The 1,895-nt window shown below is 34.8% G+C and carries 1 protein-coding gene; it reads left to right on the plus strand.

Annotated features, from left to right (window positions below):
- Window positions 1-401: 401 nt before the first annotated feature.
- Window positions 402-1,895 (plus strand): sensor histidine kinase (locus AC1DPQ_RS26525; protein ID WP_477611401.1); only part of this gene is annotated, 1,494 nt, incomplete at its 3' end.

A 1,895-nucleotide genomic window follows, 5' to 3' on the forward strand; every position in this document is an offset into this window, starting at 1 on the left:
GTCATATTGAATGAATGAATTTTTAATGGGTGACTGAATGTAAAAGTCATATTGAATGAATGAATTTTTAATGGGTGACTGAATGTAAAAGCAAAGTTAATAAACTGTTTAGCTTTATACTTAATATTTTGAAGATCCTTATTTTATTGTGGCGCTGGATGTAGTGTCAGATATTTCTATTTGACACTAATCGTAATTATTCATTCGGGTATGAATCCAACTATCAGTCAGATGGTAACATCTGACAGCACAACGAAGAAAGTTGACAACGCTAAAAAACCGATCTTAAAATCAAATAATCCTAAAAATCCTATTCATTCATCCCATTTTTTGCCCCATCCATCACATTTTAAATATAGATGTAAATTCTCTTCGTAAAATTGTGGTATAAACTAAAACAAATGGTAATTCTATCAGGTAACCCATCAACAATAAAAACCAAAAGCATCAACCAGCTTGAGTTTTGGATTTCTACAACGCTATATGTGCTGGCCCTAATTGGTATCTGCTCATCCACAATCTATAACTCGGGCAATTCTTATCGTTTTGAAGAAAGCGGTATTGATTATAGTGTAATGGCAAACTTCTTTATTCCAGAATTATTTAAGATCACCAGTTTATATATCAGCTTTTTATTGTTCAATTTTTGCCTCATGCCCCAACTTGCAAATAAGAATAACATAACACTTAATCTTATTCTTACGGTTTTGGTCACAGCGTTCTCTGTAGTAGCGTGGATGGTTTACAACACCTATTCTCAAGCATACAGGTTGGTTGAATATGATGACATCGATAACGCTTACGGAATCTTTTTTGGCGAAGCTTTTACTTATATTTTCTTTTTATATCTACTCTTTAATGCTTATGCCTATTTTAATGAGCGGGGCCTAGAATTACTAAAAAGAATCCCGGTATTAAAAAATTACCATAACAACATCGTTCCTGAGCTTTTTGTAAGCACCAAAATCTGGCTGATTTCGCTCATGATTTTTGCAGCCGTACTTTCAGTAAGAATAGATTACGAAATACTGATTGTTTGGGTAATTGTACCACCGGTAAATATCTTTCTAGCTTTTTGCTCTATTTATTACGTTATTCCAAACCTGAGAAAGGATTTTAAAGGTTTTGGCCGGTATTTTTGGGGAAATGTAGGTTTAACCATTATCCTCTCACTCCTACTGTCGATCGTCCTTATCCCTTTTATGCGCAATGGTGCTGTAGTGCCGATTACCTTAATTTTAAACGCAATATGCTTAATCTGCATTACTACGCCATCTGCATGGTATATTTACAAACATAAATTTGAAAAACAGAGCGAGATTCAGATGCTCAAAACGGAATTGGGCAAATCGGATGCAAACCTAAATTTCTTAAAATCGCAGATCAATCCGCACTTCTTATTCAATGCTTTAAATACCTTATTCGGAACAGCTTTGCAGGAAAATGCAGAAAGAACGGGCGAAGGGATCCAGAAACTTGGCGATATGATGCGCTTTATGCTCCATGAAAATACCCAGGATAAAATTTCGTTAACCCGAGAGGTAGAATACCTGAACAACTATATTGATTTACAAAAGCTGCGTACCTCTCGCTCTGCAGATATCAGGATTGATACACATATTGAAGAGCAGTTAAATAACCTGCAGATTACGCCGATGCTGTTGATTCCATTTATTGAAAATGCATTTAAACATGGTATTAGCTTGCAACAGCCTTCGTACATTAAAATCACCTTGCAAACCAAAGAAAAAACTTTATATTTTGATGTAAGCAATAGCATTTACATTAAGGCAGATAATGACCCCGAGAAATTAAAAAGTGGCATCGGACTAGAAAATGTTAAACAACGTTTATCATTACTTTATTACGGAAAACATGAATTGATTATCCGCGAA

Source organism: Pedobacter sp. 01T416_2, assembly GCF_056398925.1.